The organism is Marinobacter sp. DUT-3, assembly GCF_050379435.1.
Classification (GTDB): Bacteria; Pseudomonadota; Gammaproteobacteria; order Pseudomonadales; family Oleiphilaceae; genus Marinobacter.
In genome coordinates this window covers 1-14,944 of sequence record NZ_JBNRMG010000009.1, presented here as the reverse complement: position 1 = coordinate 14,944, position 14,944 = coordinate 1, and the positions used below count along the sequence as shown (strand labels likewise).

The 14,944-nt window shown below is 57.1% G+C and carries 13 protein-coding genes and 1 tRNA gene; 8 read left to right on the top strand and 6 right to left on the bottom strand.

What is annotated here, in order from left to right; all coding sequences use genetic code 11:
• Positions 1 to 17: 17 nt before the first annotated feature.
• From ACQUWM_RS13470 to ACQUWM_RS13450, 5 genes are all read left to right on the top strand, one after another.
• Positions 18 to 1,403 carry a 3-carboxy-cis,cis-muconate cycloisomerase gene (locus ACQUWM_RS13470; protein WP_428922493.1) on the top strand — a complete coding sequence of 462 codons (1,386 nt, stop codon included), beginning with the start codon at positions 18 to 20 and terminating at the stop codon, positions 1,401 to 1,403.
• Positions 1,404 to 1,416: 13 nt separating this feature from the next.
• Positions 1,417 to 1,809, top strand: coding sequence for a 4-carboxymuconolactone decarboxylase (pcaC, locus tag ACQUWM_RS13465; RefSeq protein ID WP_428922492.1), 393 nt, complete (start codon positions 1,417 to 1,419; stop codon positions 1,807 to 1,809).
• Between the two features lie 176 nt (positions 1,810 to 1,985).
• Positions 1,986 to 3,143 (top strand): alpha/beta hydrolase family protein, encoded by a 1,158-nt coding sequence (locus ACQUWM_RS13460; RefSeq protein WP_428922491.1) that lies wholly within the window; start codon positions 1,986 to 1,988, stop codon positions 3,141 to 3,143.
• A 41-nt stretch (positions 3,144 to 3,184) separates the two neighbouring features.
• Positions 3,185 to 4,309, top strand: a complete 1,125-nt coding sequence (locus tag ACQUWM_RS13455; RefSeq protein ID WP_428922490.1) for an FAD-dependent oxidoreductase — start codon at positions 3,185 to 3,187, stop codon at positions 4,307 to 4,309.
• Positions 4,310 to 4,569: 260 nt separating this feature from the next.
• Positions 4,570 to 5,598, top strand: a complete 1,029-nt coding sequence (locus ACQUWM_RS13450; RefSeq protein ID WP_428922489.1) for a Rieske 2Fe-2S domain-containing protein — start codon at positions 4,570 to 4,572, stop codon at positions 5,596 to 5,598.
• A 352-nt stretch (positions 5,599 to 5,950) separates the two neighbouring features.
• On the opposite strand, the gene ACQUWM_RS13445 is transcribed toward ACQUWM_RS13450, so the two are convergent.
• The 6 genes from ACQUWM_RS13445 to ACQUWM_RS13420 form a co-directional block, all read right to left on the bottom strand.
• Positions 5,951 to 6,027, bottom strand: a tRNA-Arg gene (locus ACQUWM_RS13445).
• Between the two features lie 22 nt (positions 6,028 to 6,049).
• Positions 6,050 to 7,975, bottom strand: coding sequence for a protein kinase domain-containing protein (locus tag ACQUWM_RS13440; RefSeq protein ID WP_407001448.1), 1,926 nt, complete (start codon positions 7,973 to 7,975; stop codon positions 6,050 to 6,052).
• 9 nt (positions 7,976 to 7,984) lie between these two features.
• Positions 7,985 to 9,586 (bottom strand): dihydrolipoyllysine-residue acetyltransferase, encoded by a 1,602-nt coding sequence (locus tag ACQUWM_RS13435; protein ID WP_407001447.1) that lies wholly within the window; start codon positions 9,584 to 9,586, stop codon positions 7,985 to 7,987.
• Positions 9,587 to 9,612: 26 nt separating this feature from the next.
• On the bottom strand, positions 9,613 to 10,590 hold the full coding sequence (locus ACQUWM_RS13430) for an alpha-ketoacid dehydrogenase subunit beta (protein WP_407001446.1): 978 nt from the start codon (positions 10,588 to 10,590) through the stop codon (positions 9,613 to 9,615).
• Between the two features lies 1 nt (position 10,591).
• On the bottom strand, positions 10,592 to 11,776 hold the full coding sequence (locus ACQUWM_RS13425; protein ID WP_428922488.1) for a thiamine pyrophosphate-dependent dehydrogenase E1 component subunit alpha: 1,185 nt from the start codon (positions 11,774 to 11,776) through the stop codon (positions 10,592 to 10,594).
• Between the two features lie 216 nt (positions 11,777 to 11,992).
• Positions 11,993 to 12,535: a YaeQ family protein gene (locus ACQUWM_RS13420; RefSeq protein ID WP_428922487.1), complete on the bottom strand. Its 543-nt coding sequence runs from the start codon at positions 12,533 to 12,535 to the stop codon at positions 11,993 to 11,995.
• Positions 12,536 to 12,715: 180 nt separating this feature from the next.
• On the opposite strand from ACQUWM_RS13420, the gene ACQUWM_RS13415 reads away from it, so the two are divergent.
• From ACQUWM_RS13415 to ACQUWM_RS13405, 3 genes are all read left to right on the top strand, one after another.
• Positions 12,716 to 12,922 carry a bacterioferritin-associated ferredoxin gene (locus ACQUWM_RS13415; RefSeq protein ID WP_406985489.1) on the top strand — a complete coding sequence of 69 codons (207 nt, stop codon included), beginning with the start codon at positions 12,716 to 12,718 and terminating at the stop codon, positions 12,920 to 12,922.
• Between the two features lie 98 nt (positions 12,923 to 13,020).
• Positions 13,021 to 13,497: a bacterioferritin gene (bfr, locus tag ACQUWM_RS13410; RefSeq protein WP_406985488.1), complete on the top strand. Its 477-nt coding sequence runs from the start codon at positions 13,021 to 13,023 to the stop codon at positions 13,495 to 13,497.
• Positions 13,498 to 13,506: 9 nt separating this feature from the next.
• On the top strand, positions 13,507 to 14,859 hold the full coding sequence (locus tag ACQUWM_RS13405) for a phosphomannomutase (protein WP_428922486.1): 1,353 nt from the start codon (positions 13,507 to 13,509) through the stop codon (positions 14,857 to 14,859).
• Positions 14,860 to 14,944 lie beyond the last annotated feature (85 nt).

The following is a 14,944-nucleotide window of genomic DNA, read 5'->3' as shown; positions in this document are numbered from 1 at the left end:
CGAGGGGAGGGTAAGCATTGACTGAGCATGGTGATCAGCTTCTGGACCGCTTTTTCTACGCGAAGTCCATGCAGGCTATTTTTTCTGACCGTAGCCGGTTGCAGGCCATGCTGGACTTTGAGGCAGCGCTGGCCCGGGCAGGTGAGAAGGCCGGTATCGTTCCTTCAGTCGCGGCAAACTCAATCGAACAACAGTGCAGGGCCGAACTGTTCGATGTTACGAACCTGTCAGACGCGGTCACGCTGTCCGGCAACCCCGCAATTCCTCTCATCAAGTCCCTTGAGCGTTTAATTACGGACGCCGGGGATGGCAGCGAGCGATACCTTCATCTTGGAGCCACCAGCCAGGATGTCATGGACACGGGCCTGATTCTGCAACTGAGAGCGGCTCTGGATTTGATGGAAGGACAACTGAAGACGCTTGGTGACAATCTGGCTGCCTTGGCCTCTAGCCATGAAGAAACGGTGCTGGCCGGCCGGACTTGGCTGCAGCACGCACCTCCTGTGACCCTGGGCATGAAAGTGTCCGGGTGGCTGGGGCCCGTGACCCGTCATATCCAGCGGCTCAGGGAAATGAGGTCGCGTCTCCTGTGTCTGCAGTTTGGCGGTGCATCCGGCAGCCTGGCCACGCTACGTGAGCATGCCTGGCCAGTAACAGAAAATCTGGCAAAGGAACTTGGCTTGGCGTTGCCGGAGCAGCCTTGGCACACACAGCGTGATCGGCTTGCTGAGTTGGCGGGCTGGTTAGGCAGCCTGGCCGGAAGCCTTGGGAAGATCGGGCGGGATATCAGCCTGTTGATGCAGACAGAGTTGGGTGAAGTGTTCGAACCATCTGCCCCTGGAAAGGGCGGCTCCTCAACCATGCCGCACAAGCGCAATCCTGTTGGAGCGGCAATGCTGATTAGCACTGCAACCCGGGCTCCCGGCCTGGTCGCCACCATGTTGTCGGCTATGCCGCAAGAACACGAACGAAGCCTGGGCTTGTGGCATGCAGAGTGGGAAACCCTGCCGGAGCTTTGCAAGCTGGTCTCGGGGGCACTTGAGCAGGCTGGTTATTTGGCCGGCGGGCTTGAGGTCAATGCCGGACGAATGTCTGAGAACCTCCAGTGTACTCGTGGGTTGATCCTTGCCGAATCTGTCAGCCTCGAATTGGCTGAGCATATGGGCCGGCATCCTGCCCACAAGTTATTGGAGGAATGCTGCAAGGTGGCAGTTGCGCAGAACCAGGATTTGTTGCAAGTGGTGTTGGCAAATTCAGCCGTTCTTGAGCATCTCACTGAAGCCAATATTCGACGGTTGCTTGAACCCGGCGAGTACCTGGGGCAGTCCAGTCGATGGGTGCATCAGGCGGTGCGAGAGTATGCCGAATTGTTTGACGGCGATTCGAACGCCAGTCCCGATTAAGTGGAGTGTAGATATGGACGAAAAACAGCGTTACGAGGCAGGCATGGTGGTAAGACGCTCTGTTCTGGGCGACAAGCATGTAGACCGGAGCCTCGAAAGAATCACAGACTTTAATGGCGAATTCCAGGAAATGATTACACGCCATGCCTGGGGTGACATATGGACCAGGCCCGGCCTTGAGCGGCATACCCGCAGCCTGATTACCCTTGCCATGTTGATTGCGCTCAACCGGGATGATGAGTTGGCGATGCATCTCAAAGCGGCGAAAAGCAATGGAGTGAGTCGTGAAGAAATCAAGGAATTGCTGATGCACAGTGCGATTTACTGTGGCATTCCTGCGGCGAACAGTGCGTTCCATTTAGCCGAGTCCGTCTGGGATGAACTGGGCACGGAGTCGCTGGATTAACCGCGGGTAAAACGACCGCGAAGAATTCTCCCTATACACTCCCGAACTATCTAGACAGGCGATACTTTCTATCCATACAAGTGATTTGTGCAAGGTTTGATTGCGGTGCAAGGTAGTGGGAAATCAATCAAAAATCTTCGTTTAAACAGCCAAGAATCGATAAGGACAAGTTCTCTATGTTCCGGTACTTCCCCACGAATTATCCCTGGAATCTCGCAGTTGATCTCGCGTTGGAGATGGGGGCGCGAATCGGCGAAATCGTCGAGATGTGTGAACCTTTGTTGGAAGCGTCCAAACAGCCGGACGCAGCAGGTTCTGCCGCATTTCGTAAAGCCTGGTCCGAGATGGCCGACAAGCTTTGTGACCTGGCAGAAGAGGATGAGGAGCGCGGACGGATCCTGTCAGCAGGTGAAAAATATAACCGAGCAGCTATTTATTACCTCACAAGTGAAAGGCTTCAGGCTCTCGATGACCCTGAGCGCCTGACGTGGTATCACAAGGCTCTTGACACTTTCCAGTTGGGCCTTCGCTTGTCCAAGGAAAATTGTGAACGAGTAGAAATCCCCTATGAAGGCAAAGTAATTGCCGGTCTTTACGTCAAGGCTGAAGGTGTCGACGGTCCCGCTCCGGTTCTTGTCCAGGTCAATGGCCTCGACTCCACCAAGGAAATGAAATACCGCGTTGGTCTTCCGGGCTGGCTGGCCAAGCGGGGCGTGTCGTCCCTGATTATTGATCAGCCCGGAACCGGTGAAGCGCTGAGGCTGCATGATTTGAAGGCACGCTATGACTCGGAACACTGGGCTTCCCCGGTCGTGGATTGGCTGCAAGCCCGGGACGATGTGGATGAGCGCCGTATTGGTTGTGAAGGCGTGTCTTTGGGCGGATATTTTTGCCCCAGGGCTGTTGCTTTCGAACCCCGCTTCGCCTGTGGTGTGACATGGGGTGCGAACCACGACTGGCGTGATGTTCAAAAGCGTCGCCTTGAACGGGAAGGGGATTTCCCGGTTCCTCACTACTGGGAACACGTTCGCTGGGTATGGGGTGGTAAGGACATCCAGGAGTTCATGCAGATCGCCGAGAATGTCCATCTTGATGGCGTTGTCGAGAAGATCAAGGTGCCCTTCCTGGTGACCCACGGTGAGCAGGATTCGCAGATTCCGTTGAAGTGGGCCCACCGCACTTATGAGCAGCTGGTTAACTCTCCCAAGCGTGAGTTGAAAATCTTTACCAAGAGAGAGGGCGGTGTACAACACTCCAGCTTCGATAATTCAATCAATGCCGGTCAGTACATTGCCGACTGGGTGGCTGAAACACTGGGTGGTCGCGTGGCCTGAACAACCAAGATTACCCAATTACAAGAACAAGGGAGAGAATCGTGAGCAATATTAGCAAGGTTTTGATCGTTGGCGGCGGTATCGGGGGGCTCTGTGCCGCTATTGCGCTGCGTCGTCAGGGTATTGAAGTGGATCTTGTTGAGGTGAAATCCCAGTGGACGGTGTACGGGGTTGGCATTATCCAGCAAAGCAACGTTGTTCGCGAGATGTCTCGGCTAGGGGTGCTAGATAAATATCTGGATGCAGCCTATGCATTTGAGGATGTCTGTATGTACAACCCGGCAGGTGAGATGCTGGTGCGGATCCCGGGGCAGCGCCTGGCCGGACCTGAATATCCTGCAAACGTTGGTATATCACGGCTTTCCCTGCATCACGTGCTGATTGATACGGCGACTGAGCTCGGCGCCAAGGTTTATCTGGGAGTCACCGTGGATAAGCTCAGCGAGGATGCCGAGGGTGTGGATGTGCACCTGACGAACGGGTCATGGTCTCGCTACGATCTCGTGGTTGGGGCGGACGGTGTCTATTCAAAGGTCCGGGAAATGGTCTTTGGCGAGAAGTATCAGCCGACGTTCACCGGCCAGGGCGTTTGGCGTTATAACTTCCCCCGGGACCCTTCTATTGACCATCTGGCGGTGTGTGCCTTCGGCGACACGAACGCAGGATTGGTCCCCCTAGCTAAAGATCTCATGTACATGTACGTCACGTCTCACGAACCTGGAAATCCGCGGTTCGAGACTTTCGAGTTGGCTGCTGAAATGCGCCAGCGTCTGGAGCGCTTCGGAGGCCTGATCGGCCAATTGCGTGAACAGATTACCGAGGACTCGGAGGTGGTCTACAAGCCGCTTGAGGTCGTCTTTGTCGATGAAGATTGGTATCGGGGCCGAGTGCTACTGATCGGTGACGCTGCTCATGCCACCACACCTCACCTGGGGCAGGGAGCAGGTATGGCGATCGAGGATGCGCTGGTTCTAAGTCTTGAGCTGGTGGGTGAAGAGTCGGTTGAGACGAAGTTGAAACGGTTTATGAAAAGGCGATTTGATCGTTGCAAATACATTTACGAGAAATCCGTCCTGACTGGCCAAGTGGAAATGAATAAAGACGAGACATTTGATCGGATTGGCCTGACCAAGGAAATGCTGGCGGTGGCAGCAGAACCGATCTGATTTTGCTGCTCGGTATTAGTCTGCAGGTTAGCTGGATTCACCAGTTTGCTTGTACCAAAGCGTTGTTGCTGCAGTTGTTGTCTGAGACCTGCAATTGAACGGATGTCACTTATTTGGCCAAGGATGGCCCTTTTTTATGAACTGGTTAGTCGCCCCATATTACAAGTCAGAAGTGCATGATGTTTAACGGAAAGATGTAGCGATGCAGTAAGTCTGGCTCAGGCTCATGACAATCCAACCAACAATAAGTGAGTATCAATATGTTCCCGAAAAACACCTGGTATGTTGCTTGCACCTCTGACGAAATTGATGAAAAGCCGCTTTCCCGAACGATTTGTAACCAAACTATCGTTTTTTACAGAAGCGCCAACAAGAGAATTCATGCCCTTGAGGACTTCTGCCCTCACCGAGGTGCGCCGTTGTCACTTGGGTTTGTCCGTGGAGACGAATTGGTGTGTGGTTATCACGGCCTGGCAATGGGAGGTGATGGCGCGACCGTGGAGATGCCTGGACAGCGGGTAAAAGGCTTCCCCTGCATCCGAGCATACCCGGTTGTAGAACGATTTGGGTTTATCTGGATCTGGCCCGGCGAGGCTTCGCTTGCGGATGAGGCGGCAATCCCCGTACTTGAATGGGCGGACGACCCCAATTGGGCCTACGGCGGAGGCCTTTATCATATTCAATGCGACTACCGCCTCATGATTGATAATCTCATGGATTTGACCCATGAAACCTATGTCCATGCCTCGAGCATCGGGCAGCCTGAGATAGAAGAAGCGGCGCCGAAAACCTCAGTGGACGGACAGGAAGTGATCACTAGCCGGCACATGGAAAATATCAGTGCACCCCCGTTTTGGCGAGCGGCGTTACGAGGTAATAATCTCGCCGACGATGTGCCGGTGGATCGTTGGCAGGTTTGTCGATTCACGCCACCAAGCCACGTCATGATCGAGGTGGGGGTCGCCCATGCTGGATATGGTGGCTATGATGCTCCGCAGGAACGAAAGGCCTCAAGTATTGTGGTTGACTTCATCACTCCCGAGACTGAGACGTCAATCTGGTACTTCTGGGGCATGGCGCGAAATTTCAAACCGGATGACGAAGCACTAACCGATGAGATCAGGCGAGGCCAGGGCCAGATCTTTGAGGAAGACCTGGAGATGCTGGAGTCACAACAACGCAATCTATCCAACAACCCCGAACGACAGCTTCTGAAGCTCAACATTGATGGTGGGGGCGTTCGGGCACGAAAAATTATCGACAAAATCCTGGCTGAGGAATCTAGCTAATAAAACAGGGATGCTTACACACCATAAAGCCAAGCCCAGACTATCTCTGATTCGATATCGGCTTAAATCAAACTCGGCAATTGCCTAAAAGATCAGGATGGACTCGCAACGCTTTGGGCGCGTTGCTCGGGGCTTCGCCCCGCCTTCGCTGCGCTGCGGCGCCCAAACTGCTGGCGCCGTTTGTATTCGGCCGCTTAGCGACCTCACCCCTACGGGGCCGTCGTCACTGCGTTCCGACGTTCCCTCCGCCTGCGTTGCAGGCTCCGGGTCAAACGCAGGTTCTCAACAGGACTAACGAACAAACCAGAGTTCCATAAAAAAGCCCACACGAAGTGGGCTTTTTTATGGAATATGGCCCGCCCGTCAGGATTCGAACCTGAGACCTTTGCCTCCGGAGGGCAACGCTCTATCCAGCTGAGCTACGGGCGGAAGAAATCAAACGCTTGGTGCGTCAATTTCGAGTGCGCAATCTTACGTGTGATGGGGTGTTCTGTCCAGTCCTCTTGGCATCTTCGGAGCGCTGGTCCGGGTTTCTGGCGGAATCGGCTTCGGCCCTGGGGTTTCTGGGGTAGTAGCGTTCTGGCAACCGTTCGATGTGGGGAAAGAAACGGGTGTCCTTGTAGGGCATTTTCATGAAGCCGGAGACGCCGAGGCCGGTAATATGATCCACGGCGGAGAGAATCTCGTCGAGAAGGCGGGAAAATTCTTCTTCCCGGTCCGGGTCGAGCAGCCGGTAATGGCTGTGGATCTTGAGGTGGCGGGGCAGGGCCTCGAAGATGATCATGCCGGTGTGGTGGATGTCGTTCAGGGCTTCCAGTGCGGTGATGATGGTTTTGGGCAGGACCAGGAATTCCTCCGGGTCGGGGCCGTCCTCGAAGTAGGAATGCACCCGGGACTCGTCTTCCACTTCCGGTGCCGCGCTGACCTCGTAGCGCAGTTGCATGCCGGGTTCGACCTGAAAGGGCTGGTCCGGTTCGTCGCGGTCGATGTGCAGGGTGTTGCGGGCGTTGAACAGGCAGCTCTTGAAAATGCCCTGGCGGTAGATGGCCTGGGCCAGGTACACCATGTTGTTGACGGCCCTGACAAAGGCCGCCTTCAGGTTGGGGTCGTGCAGGTTCAGTGAGGTGTCAATGTAGACGCCGTCGGTCTCCCAGCGCACGGCGAGGCCGCCTTCGACGGGGTATCGCCCCAGTCGGCTGACGGCGGCAAGGAACGCCTTTTCGGTCTCCCCCATGCCCTGCATGAAGTTTTTGTAGTACCGGTCCAGTTGAACGTCGTTGACGTCGTTGAGGGTTTCCGGGGCGCCCTCCTGCCGCAGGAAGGATTTGCGGGAACTGTACACGACGGTGTCGATTTCGTGGTCTGATGGTCGTGTCCACACTGGCACCAGAGGGGCCACGGGCGGTTCCGGCAGATCGATCATCACCGTGCGCGCCATTCTCGGCATTTCTTTCAGGTAGTAGTCACCGGCCTGTCGACGCGTCTCCGGGTCCGGGGCCAGCATGCCATCGAGCATACGGGCGAATTCCATGGGGAGCCCCAGGGAGCTCGCGGGAATTGCCTGATGACCAAAGCGGCATGACTGGCCGGAAGCCAGTGCATAGAGTGTTCCGGCTGCGCCCTGTTCGTCGAAGCGGGGCGACGACAGGCCGCCGTTCAGCTGCTCCTCGCCAATGAAGTAGACATCCCCCAGACGGGCGTTGGTTTGCTGAAGGTTGTCGGACATCAGCTCCATGACATTGGCGGTGATGAACTGCTGATTGGCGTCGAGCTGCGCGAACACCGATGAGCCCCAGTCGATCAGGGCAATGTTTTCGGTGCTGGCATCGAAGACCAGGTTTGATGGTTTGATATCGCCGTGCACGATGGGCCGTCCGGCGGGGCCGTTCTCGCGGCGCAGGTTGCGCAGGATGTCGGCAAGCTGGTCGGCGATCCGGATCACCAGCCTCGGTTTCAGGCGGCCCTCACGCAGGGACACTTCTTCCAGGTTAAGGCCGGCGGCCCGCTCCATCACCAGGATGGGCTGGTTGCGTGCCCGCTGATAGGCGATGAGTCGGGGCACCCGCGGGTGCCGGACTTGCTCGAGGATGTAAGCTTCGTCTTCGAGCCGGTCCTGAAGGTGTTGTGGCAGGTTGATGCGGGTGAACTTGAATACATGCTCGGGATCATTGGCGCTCTGGCTTGGCAGGCGGCCTGCAAATACAAAGCCGTAGGCGCCCTTGCCGATCATCTCAATGTCCTGGTAACCCAGTTGGCGGAGCTGGGTGGCGCAGAGCGCCACCCAGTCCTTGAGCTTCTTGGCATCGTCATGGCTGAGCAGGTAGATCGACTGCTCTTCAGGTATGTAGAACTGCTGCAGTTGCGTCTTCTGCGCCATGATGCCCCGTCAGCCCAGATGCAATAGCATCGATTGCGGCGATTCCAGATAGCCTTTCCAGCGGTTGCAGAAACGGGCAATGGTGCCACCATCGATGATGCGATGGTCGCCCGCCCAGCTCACTGTCAGGATGGAGCGTTCCACCACCTGGCCATTGGCGTCGAAGCGCGGCAGTTTCTGGGTCCGGCCCAGGGCCACAATCGCCACTTCCGGTGCGTTGATGATGGGTGCGGCGTAGGTGCCGCCCAGAGCGCCAATGTTGGAGATGGTGATGGTGCCGCCCTTGAGATCCTCCTGGCTGACACGGCCTGAGCGGGCCGCCTCGGTCAGGCGCGCCACTTCATCGGCAACGCCCAGCAGGGTGCGGCTTTCCACGCCCTTGACGTTGGGGACCATCAGCCCCGCCTTACTGTCCACCGCCATGCCGATATTGCACTGGGACAGGTAGTGAATCTCGGTAACGTCGTCATTGAGACGGCTGTTGAGTACCGGGAATTCCTGAACCGCAAGTGCCATGGCCTTCATGAAGAAGGGCATCAGTGTCAGCCGTGAGCCACTGGCTTCGGCCTCCGGTTTGAGCTGTTCCCGCAGTTTCAGCAGGTCGGTGACATCAATGTCTTCACTGTAGATGAAATGAGGAATGGTGGTCGCCGACGCCACCATACTGCGGGCCATCGCGGCTTTGATGCCCCTGATCGGCTCGATCCGCACTTCCTGCTCACCCTCCGGCTGCCTGCGTGCACTGCCCGGCTGTGATTCGCCGGCACGTGCCTGGCCTTGCGCAGGCGCGGCGGGCTTGTCGAGGTGGGCCAGCACATCGGCTTTCAGCACCCGGCCATCCTTGCCCGAGCCGGCGATGTCCGCCAGGTTCAGGTCATGTTCCCGCACCAGGCGGCGCACGGCGGGGCTGGCGGGAATCCGCTGCCGTTTTCCCGTTGTGACCGGTTTTGCGGTTGCCGGCGAGGACTCCGAAGCAGGCGCCGGCTGTGTCGCGGCTTTTGTCTCGGCGGGCTCATCACGATCGCGGGGAATAAACGCAAACAGCGGGGAGTGCACCCGGGCCATCTCCTGCTGCTGGTGATAGAGTTTGGTGACACGGCCGGCCTTGGGGGCGGTGATCTCGACCATCGCCTTGTCGGTCATGACATCCACTACCGGCTGGTCTTCCTCGATCTCGTCACCCTCGGCCACGCGCCATTCCACCACTTCACACTCGACGATGCCTTCGCCGATATCCGGCAGGATAAAGTCCTCGGTGACGTCGTCAGCGGTTGCGTTGCTGGCGCCGGATGGTTCCTGCGCTACAGGCGCCTCGCTAGCGGTGTCGGTTTCGACGGGCTGTGCTTGAGGTTCTGCACCTTGTTCACTTTCGCCACCTTCTTCCACCAGCTCAAACAGCGGGGCGTGGACTTTCGCGATGTCGCCTTCCTTGTGATACAGGCGGGTAACCTTGCCCTTGTACGGTGCCGGAATTTCCACCAGTGCCTTGTCGGTCATCACCTCGGCTACGGGCTGGTCCTCTTCTATGATGTCACCTTCGGCGACCAGCCATTTGACCAGTTCGCACTCCACGATACCTTCGCCGATATCGGGCAGTATAAAATCACTCATGATTGCTCTCCTGTCCTGATATCAACCTAGAATTCCACGCTCGACCTGATGGCCTCGTAGACCTTCAGGTGATTGGGCAGATGCTCTTTTTCCAGCACCAGCGGGAAGGGGGTGTCCATCCCGGTGACCCGAGCGATCGGGGACTCCAGGTACAGGAAGCAACGCTCCTGTATGGTCGCCGCAATTTCGCCGGCGAAACCGCCGGTCAGCGGGGCTTCATGGGTCACCACCAGGCGCCCGGTCTTCAATACCGAGTTGGCCACGGTTTCCACATCCCATGGCAGGATGGTTCTCAGGTCGATGACTTCACAGGAAATGCCTTCTTTTTCCGCCATTTCGACGGCGTGTTCAATCACTTCCATCTGCGCGCCCCAGCCCAGCACGGTCACATCCGTGCCTTCCTTGAGCACTTCCGCTTCGCCCAGCGGCAGCCGGTAGTCTTCGTCCGGTACTTCGCCAACGGAGGCGCGGTAGAGCCGTTTCGGTTCGAAGAACAGAGTCGGATTAGGATCGTGGATGGCTCCCAGTAGCAGGCCCTTGGCCTGGTGCGGGTTGCGCGGCACCACAATTTTCAGGCCTGGTGTATGGGCAAAGTAGGCTTCTGGTGATTGCGAGTGGTAAAGCCCGCCGGCAATGCCGCCACCATAGGGCGCACGAATGGTTAATCCGCCCACGTTGAACAGGTTGCCAGAACGGTAACGGAACTTCGCAGACTCGTTCACGATCTGGTCGAATGCCGGGAAGATGTAATCGGCAAACTGTATCTCGGCCACGGGTACGGAACCCTGGGCCGCCAGACCGTTGGCGAAGCCGATGATGCCTTGTTCCACCAGCGGCGTGTTGAAGCAGCGGGCCTTGCCGTACTTCTCTTGCAGGTGGCTGGTGGCGCGGAAAACACCGCCGAAGACGCCTACGTCCTCACCGAAACACAGCACCCGTTCATTTTCGGCCATGGCGGTGTCGAGGGCATTGTTGATGGCCTGGAGCATATTCATCTTGGTCATCTCAAGCCCCTCCCTTGGCGTGTTCGGCACTCTTCGGATAGGCGTCCGGATGCCGGCGGATGTGCGCTTTGAGCTTGTCGAGCTGTTGGGCGAGGGCGGGCGGCACCTCGTCGTAGACATCGCTGACCAGCGAATCAAGCGGGGGTGGTGGCCGCTTCTGTGCCCGTTTCATGGTTTCCAGCACCTCGCGGCGCATGTTTTCCTGCAACTGTTTTTCGTCGTCTTCGCTCCACCACTTCTTGCTCTCGAGCCAGAGCCGCATCCGCAGGATGGGGTCTTTCTCACGCCAAACGGCTTCCTCGTCCTTGCTGCGATAGCCGGAGGGATCGTCGGAAGACGAGTGGGCGGCCAGGCGATAGCTCATGGCTTCGATCAGTACCGGGCGATTGTGCTCCACCGCCAGGCTGCGGGCTGCTTTGGTGGCCTCGTGCATGGCGAGAATGTCGTTACCATCCACGCGGATCACGTCCATTTTGTAACCGTAGGCCCTGGGTGCAACGCCATCGGCGGCGAACTGTTCAGCGGCCGGGGTGGAAATGGCGTAGCCGTTGTTGCGGCACAGGAAGATCACCGGAACGCGATGCACGGCGGCCATGTTCAGGGCGGCGTGGAAGTCACCCTCCGATGCGGCGCCTTCGCCAAAATAGGTAATGGTGCAGTGGCCCTCGCCCGCCATTTTCTGGCCGTAGGCGTAACCGGTGGCCTGGGGAATCTGCGTGGCCAGGGGCGATGAAATGGTCATGTAGTTCAGCTTGCTGGAACCGTAGTGAACGGGCATCTGGCGCCCTTTGCCATAGTCCAGTTCGTTGCCGAACAGCTGGTTCATGAACTCATCGATGGTGAAGCCGCGATAGACCAGGGAACCCTGTTCCCGATACTGCGCCATGATCATGTCGGCGTCATCCAGCGCAGCGGTACTGCCGATCACGGCGGCTTCTTCGCCGGTGCACTGCATGTAGAAGCTCAAGCGCCCCTGTCGCTGGGCGGCGAGCATGCGTTCATCGAGAATCCGGGTGGTGACCATCGCGCGGTAAATGCGCAGGGCTTTCTCTTTGTCGAGATCAGGCGCCTTTGCGCCCTTATAGAGGGAGCCGTCCTGCTTCAGTAACTTGAAGGTGGGAATACGGAATTCCGCACCGTCGGTAAAGACCGGGGAATAAACAACTTTGGATTTTGTTGTTGTCATAATCCTCTTCCTGGGGTATTGGCCTGAGGAACAAAAACACCCCTTGTGAGGGTGTCGCTGATTTTATTGTAGACAACCTGACGGGATCTGGTGTGATCCTCACAGGACTACTTGGTGTTTACCTTAACGTAAACTGCGCCTTTCGGGTAGACCCGGTACGATGATTTTAATCTTTGCGTGAGGGGAGCGCGGGCTCCCGAATCGTCGTATGGATTGTTACGCCGGGTAGAGAGGGGCGGGCGTTATGCTGACCAGGGACTCCTCGTTGCCGATGTTGACCTCTCCGTCCTGGATGGTGCACTGCAGGTTCATTCCCCGCTCCGCGAGGCTGGCAAGTTCGGCGGTGGCTTCCGGGGGCAGGTCGATGATGGTCAGGTTTCTGAAACGGCTCAGCTTCCCCCGGTGCTTTTCCCACCACAGGGACACGGCGCGGCCACCGTAGGTATAAAGGATCACCTGTTCGGCACGATTGCAGGCCTTGCGCAGACGACTCTCGTCGGGCAGGCCAAGCTCCACCCACAGTTCGATATCGTCGCTCAGGCTCTTCTGCCAAAGATCCGGCTCGTCGTCAGTGCTGATGCCCTTGGTGAACTCCAGGGTCTCACTGGCATTGAGGACAAACGCCAGCAGCCGGATCATCATGCGTTCATCGGTCTCCGACGGGTGGCGGGCGACCGTGAGGTGGTGGTCGCCATAGTAGTGCCGGTCCATGTCGGCGATGTTCAGTGTTGCCTTGAAGATGGTTGCCTTGAGCGCCATTGAGCTTTCCGTAGTCGTGTTCGCTTGGTGATATGTGGGCAGTGTAAATCAAATGGCCGGGTTCTGCTGAGAGGCTGCTGATACATTGATTTGCACAAAAATCGCTCACAGGGGTTGCAAAGCCGCATGCAAATGACAATAATTATCACTAGCTTTCATTGGGCCGTGAGTGATCTTTCTATGTATGTATGCCTTTGTCATGGTGTAACAGACCGCGAAATTCGTGAAGCCGCCGATAACGGCGTCAATTCCATGCGTCAGCTCGGTAAGGAACTCGGCGTGGGTACACAGTGTGGCCGTTGCGCCTGCACCGCACGTGAAATCCTGCGTGAAAGCCGCACCCCGGATTATCTTGCGATGGCAAACATGCTGGCTCAGCCCGCCTGATCCGGTTGTTACTGCGACCCTTTCCCATTTGTGATTTTTTCTTCCTTTAGGAAGGGCTATCCTTGTACGGATCGAACATCCAAGCAAGGAGAACCGTCATGAAAGGCGACAAGAAAGTCATCCAGTTCCTGAACAAAGTGCTCGCCAACGAGCTTACCGCCATCAATCAGTATTTCCTGCATTCCCGCATGTACAAGGATTGGGGCATCACCAAACTTGCCGCCAAGGAATACGAAGAATCCATTGATGAAATGAAGCACGCCGATCTTCTTATCGAGCGCATCCTGTTCCTTGAGGGCCTCCCCAACCTGCAGGACCTGAACAAGCTGCTGATTGGCGAGAACGTTGAGGAAATGCTGTCCTGTGATCTGAAGCTGGAATTGACGGCCCATGCGGATCTCAAGGAAGCCATCGTTCACTGTGAAACCGTCAAGGATTACACCAGCCGTGAGCTGTTCCGCCATATTCTGGACAGCGAAGAAGAACACATCGACTGGCTGGAAACACAACTGGAAATGGTCGGTCAGATGGGTATTCAGAATTACGTTCAACTGCAATCGTCTGCTGCGGAGTAATTCCAGACAATGGATCTGTCCTGTTTTAAAGCCTATGACCTGCGTGGCCGCGTGCCGGATCAGCTCAACCCGTTACTGGCCGAGCGCATTGGCAGGGCCTATGTAGAAGTGACGGGCGCCAAAAAGGTGATTGTCGGTTATGACATCCGCCTGTCCAGCCATGAGATCACCGAAGCCCTAAGCTCCGGCCTGATGGCCGCGGGCGCGGATGTGTTTGATATTGGCCTGTGCGGTACCGAACAGGTCTACTTCGCCACCAGCCATTACAAAATGGACGGCGGCATCATGGTAACGGCCAGCCACAATCCGAAAGACCACAACGGCATGAAAATGGTGGGCCCGGAATCCCGGCCTATCAGTTCCGACAACGGCCTCAACGACATCCGCGACCGCGTCCCCGAGCCGTTTGGCGACGCGCCGGCCCAGGGCCGCTATGAGCCCCTGGAAGTCATGGGCGCTTATATCGATCACCTTCTCGGCTACGTTGATGCCGCTGCGCTGAAACCGCTGAAAATCGTGGTAAACGCCGGAAATGGCGGTGCGGGCCTGGTGATTGACCAGTTGGAGAAGCACCTGCCATTTGAGTTCATCAAGGTGCATCACCAGCCGGATGGCCACTTCCCTAACGGCGTACCAAATCCGATCCTGGAGGAAAACCGTGCCGCCACCGCCGAAGCGGTTAAAGCCAACGGTGCGGCCATGGGGATAGCCTGGGACGGTGACTACGACCGCTGCTTCTTCTTCGACGAAAACGGGCGATTTATTGAAGGTTACTACATCGTTGGCCTGCTGGCGGACCAGTTCCTCCGCAAGACCGGCGGTGGCAAAGTCATCCACGACCCGCGCCTGACCTGGAATACCCTCGATCTGGTCAAAGCCGCCGGCGGCGAAGCCATCGAAAGCAAAACCGGCCACGCCTTCATCAAACAGCGCATGCGGGATGAAGATGCGGTATACGGCGGCGAAATGAGCGCCCACCACTATTTCCGGGACTTCGCCTACTGCGACAGCGGCATGATTCCCTGGTTACTGGTGGCAGAGCGTTTGTGCCAGTCCGGTAAGCCACTGTCATCACTGATCGATGCCAGAATCGAAGCCTACCCGGCCAGCGGTGAAATCAACCGCACCATCGCCGATCCCCCCAAGGTCATCGCCGCCATCGAAGCCGCCTACGGCGCCGATGCCAAAAGCGTCAGCCACGTGGACGGCGTAAGCGTTGAGTTCGACGACTGGCGCTTCAACCTGCGGATGTCCAACACCGAACCGGTCGTTCGCCTGAACGTAGAATCTCGGAGTGACATCGCCTTGATGAAAGCGAAAACCGAAGAGCTTCTGACGGAAATGGAACGTTTGAACAAGTAAGGCCAAGCCTATCGCAGAAGTATGGGGCCAGTCAGGCGGAGATCTTTGTCAGAAACTGTGCGGAGCCATGGATGGCGGAGCCCAA

Excerpts from the sequence above, each read along its gene's own strand:
- pcaC (WP_428922492.1), top strand. The coding sequence starts at position 1,417 with ATGGACGAAAAACAGCGTTACGAGGCAGGCATGGTGGTAAGACGCTCT.
- ACQUWM_RS13405 (WP_428922486.1), top strand. The coding sequence starts at position 13,507 with ATGGATCTGTCCTGTTTTAAAGCCTATGACCTGCGTGGCCGCGTGCCG.
- ACQUWM_RS13415 (WP_406985489.1), top strand. The coding sequence starts at position 12,716 with ATGTATGTATGCCTTTGTCATGGTGTAACAGACCGCGAAATTCGTGAA.
- ACQUWM_RS13420 (WP_428922487.1), bottom strand. The coding sequence starts at position 12,535 with ATGGCGCTCAAGGCAACCATCTTCAAGGCAACACTGAACATCGCCGAC.
- ACQUWM_RS13440 (WP_407001448.1), bottom strand. The coding sequence starts at position 7,975 with ATGGCGCAGAAGACGCAACTGCAGCAGTTCTACATACCTGAAGAGCAG.
- ACQUWM_RS13430 (WP_407001446.1), bottom strand. The coding sequence starts at position 10,590 with ATGACCAAGATGAATATGCTCCAGGCCATCAACAATGCCCTCGACACC.
- bfr (WP_406985488.1), top strand. The coding sequence starts at position 13,021 with ATGAAAGGCGACAAGAAAGTCATCCAGTTCCTGAACAAAGTGCTCGCC.
- ACQUWM_RS13435 (WP_407001447.1), bottom strand. The coding sequence starts at position 9,586 with ATGAGTGATTTTATACTGCCCGATATCGGCGAAGGTATCGTGGAGTGC.
- ACQUWM_RS13450 (WP_428922489.1), top strand. The coding sequence starts at position 4,570 with ATGTTCCCGAAAAACACCTGGTATGTTGCTTGCACCTCTGACGAAATT.
- ACQUWM_RS13460 (WP_428922491.1), top strand. The coding sequence starts at position 1,986 with ATGTTCCGGTACTTCCCCACGAATTATCCCTGGAATCTCGCAGTTGAT.
- ACQUWM_RS13425 (WP_428922488.1), bottom strand. The coding sequence starts at position 11,776 with ATGACAACAACAAAATCCAAAGTTGTTTATTCCCCGGTCTTTACCGAC.